The sequence below is a fragment of the Ilumatobacter sp. genome (genome assembly GCF_041688325.1).
In the GTDB taxonomy this organism is placed as follows: domain Bacteria; phylum Actinomycetota; class Acidimicrobiia; order Acidimicrobiales; family Ilumatobacteraceae; genus Ilumatobacter_A.
The window spans coordinates 1-2,500 of sequence record NZ_JBDNIJ010000169.1; the positions used below are offsets into that span (position 1 = coordinate 1).

Here is a 2,500-nt window from a genome sequence, read left to right on the forward strand (position 1 = left end):
AAACGGGGTGGTGGAGCTAAGGGGAATCGAACCCCTGACCTCTTCATTGCGAACGAAGCGCTCTACCAACTGAGCTATAGCCCCAAATACGAAAGCGCAGTGTAGCGCTCGATTCTTTGGACCGTCAGCGCTGTTCGAGCCAGCCGTTGTTCCACTCGACACTCTCGCGCTCACGCAACTGCGCAAGCACATAGACGTAGCCGCACAGACCGAGGAACGACAGGCCGAACGCCCAGAGCATCGCCGTCGACTGTGTGGTCGCGGCGAGGAACATCGTGCAGGCAGCAGTGACGAGGAGAATGAAAAGTACGTTCATCCGGCGCTGCTTCAGCGTGGCGGACCGACCGGTTGCGTGGCCCGCTTCTGGGCGGCGCTGCCCCCCGGTGTGGTCGCCGTGAGAGCGATAGCGAGTTGCTTCGCTGGCTGGGGCGGGTCGCTGTACAGGACGCTGGCGAGTTGCCGTGTCGCCACTGCGCATCGATGCCTGACGGACCGGCGCCTGCCGCATCGCCCCTTGGCCGGGGCGGCCCGCTGCGGCTTGACGCTGCAGCGGCGAAGACGACTGTGCGAGCGAGCGGCCCATGGACCGGACCGACCCGCGGGCCGGAGTCGAGTTGCTTTGCAGCTTGTTCAGCTGCCGCCGGAAATCGGTGACCGACGAGTTGGGTCGGTTGTCGATACGGGATCGCAGCATCGGAGGAATCAGGACAGCAGCCCAAGCTGCTGCAACGACGAGGAGGACAAGTCTGGCCATAAGTAAGGGTGTGAGAGTTCAGTCGGTCAGCAACAGATCGGTTCTGCTGCTCGTACGACTTATATTACGATTCTAGGACGTTTGTAACGGTATGCGCAACAACTGGCGTGTTGCCCGTCATGTAATCGTTGCACGTCGAACATCTCGGCCAATGGATCGCGCAGCAGAATTTAGGCCTGATCTGCCTCTTTCGATGCTGCGACCTCGCTAGCACGCCGGTAAGTGCCCGATCGTCCACCGGTCTTTTCCCACAGCGCCAAGTCCGTAATCGTCATGGCGCGATCCGCTGACTTGCACATGTCGTAGATGGTGAGCGCCGCGACACTGCACGCGTGAAGGGCCTCCATCTCGACGCCGGTCCGCTCGATGCAGTCGACGTGCGCCTCGACGATGATGCGGTCGTCGCCCACCTCAAAGTTGACCGACACGCTGGAGATCATCAGTGGATGACAAAGCGGAATCATGTCGGAGGTCCGCTTCGCCGCCTGAATGCCTGCAACGCGGGCAACGGAGAGAACGTCCCCCTTCTTCACCTCGCGGTTGACGATTGCAGCGATGGTCTCCGGTTGCATCTGCACGTTGCAACGAGCAACGGCGCGACGGTGCGTCGGTTCTTTTGGGGAGACATCGACCATTCGGGCGTGGCCTGCGGAGTCAAGGTGTGTGAACTGTGGGTCGCTCATGCAGCCACGACGGTACCCGTCGAGGCGCCAGCCCTCTCACTCATGCGCTCACTCATGCGCTCGAACACAGCGTGGCGTCGGCATCGAATTGGTACGGTTCGCGTCATGACCGAGCCGGCGCCCCTTCTCTACGACGCACTCGACCACATCCGTGTCGACGGCACCGAGTTCCTCCGGCTCGTCGACGGCGCCGACCTCACCACGTCGATCTCGACCTGCCCCGGCTGGCGGCTCGACGACCTCGTCTACCACGTCGGCGAAGTCTGGAACTTTTGGGCTTCCATCGTCTCCGAAGAAATCACCGACCGCAACGACGTCCGCAGCGTTGCCGCACCGACACGGCCCGAGACCGACGTCGAGTTGGTCGCATCCGCGTTCGCCTCCCACGTCCGATTGTGCGAAGCCCTCCACGCCGCCGATCTCCACCAGAAGGTCTGGACGTGGACCGGTGCTGCCCAACCAACCGCATGGGTGCGGCGCCGGATGGCGCAGGAAACACTGATGCACCTGTTGGACGCCGGTATGGCCCTCGGGTTCGAGGTCGATTTCCCGTCTGACATCTGCGCCGACGGGATCGACGAGTTCCTGATGTGGTTCGCTGCATCCGATCGCCGTGAAGGTGAGATGAAGGTCGGCGGCACCGTCCACCTGCACTGCACCGACGATGATCTTCCCGAAGGTGCCGGCGAATGGTTCATCGCAGCCATGAAGGAACCAGCAGCCACCTTCACTCGCGAGCATCGCAAGGGTGACGTCGCAGTCCGGGGCCGCGCTCAAGACATCTTGATGTGGCTGTGGCGCCGTGATGACGAAGGCCTCGAAATGATCGGCGACAAGGTAGTAGCCAGAAGATTCAGAGCCTTCAGCGAACTCGACTAGAGCGGGGCGAAGAAGCGCAACCGTGGCGCCAGAAAAGTGTGCCAGATCATGTGGCCCCGCCGAGGTCGACGCAGTCGACGATGTGGCCCCGCCGAGGTCGACGCAGTCGACGATGTGGCCCCGCCGAGGTCGACGCAGTCGACGATGTGGCCCCGCCGAGGTCGACGCAGTCGACGATGTGGCC

The 2,500-nt window shown here is 62.7% G+C and carries 3 protein-coding genes and 1 tRNA gene; 1 reads left to right on the plus strand and 3 read right to left on the minus strand.

Going from position 1 to position 2,500, the window contains the following annotated elements; translation table 11 throughout:
- Positions 1-8 precede the first annotated feature (8 nt).
- The 3 genes from ACH2EI_RS10745 to moaC form a co-directional block, all read right to left on the minus strand.
- Positions 9-84, minus strand: a tRNA-Ala gene (locus ACH2EI_RS10745).
- A 40-nt stretch (positions 85-124) separates the two neighbouring features.
- The gene (locus ACH2EI_RS10750; RefSeq protein ID WP_395154565.1) at positions 125-754 is read right to left on the minus strand and encodes a hypothetical protein; all 630 of its coding nucleotides are present in this window, start codon (positions 752-754) and stop codon (positions 125-127) included.
- Positions 755-924: 170 nt separating this feature from the next.
- The gene (gene moaC / locus ACH2EI_RS10755) at positions 925-1,437 is read right to left on the minus strand and encodes a cyclic pyranopterin monophosphate synthase MoaC (RefSeq protein ID WP_395154566.1); all 513 of its coding nucleotides are present in this window, start codon (positions 1,435-1,437) and stop codon (positions 925-927) included.
- Between the two features lie 105 nt (positions 1,438-1,542).
- Here moaC and ACH2EI_RS10760 point away from each other — a divergent pair, with 105 nt between their 5' ends.
- Positions 1,543-2,316, plus strand: coding sequence for a maleylpyruvate isomerase family mycothiol-dependent enzyme (locus ACH2EI_RS10760; RefSeq protein ID WP_395154567.1), 774 nt, complete (start codon positions 1,543-1,545; stop codon positions 2,314-2,316).
- Positions 2,317-2,500: the final 184 nt, after the last annotated feature.

Excerpts from the sequence above, each read along its gene's own strand:
- ACH2EI_RS10750 (WP_395154565.1), bottom strand. The coding sequence starts at position 754 with ATGGCCAGACTTGTCCTCCTCGTCGTTGCAGCAGCTTGGGCTGCTGTC.
- moaC (WP_395154566.1), bottom strand. The coding sequence starts at position 1,437 with ATGAGCGACCCACAGTTCACACACCTTGACTCCGCAGGCCACGCCCGA.
- ACH2EI_RS10760 (WP_395154567.1), top strand. The coding sequence starts at position 1,543 with ATGACCGAGCCGGCGCCCCTTCTCTACGACGCACTCGACCACATCCGT.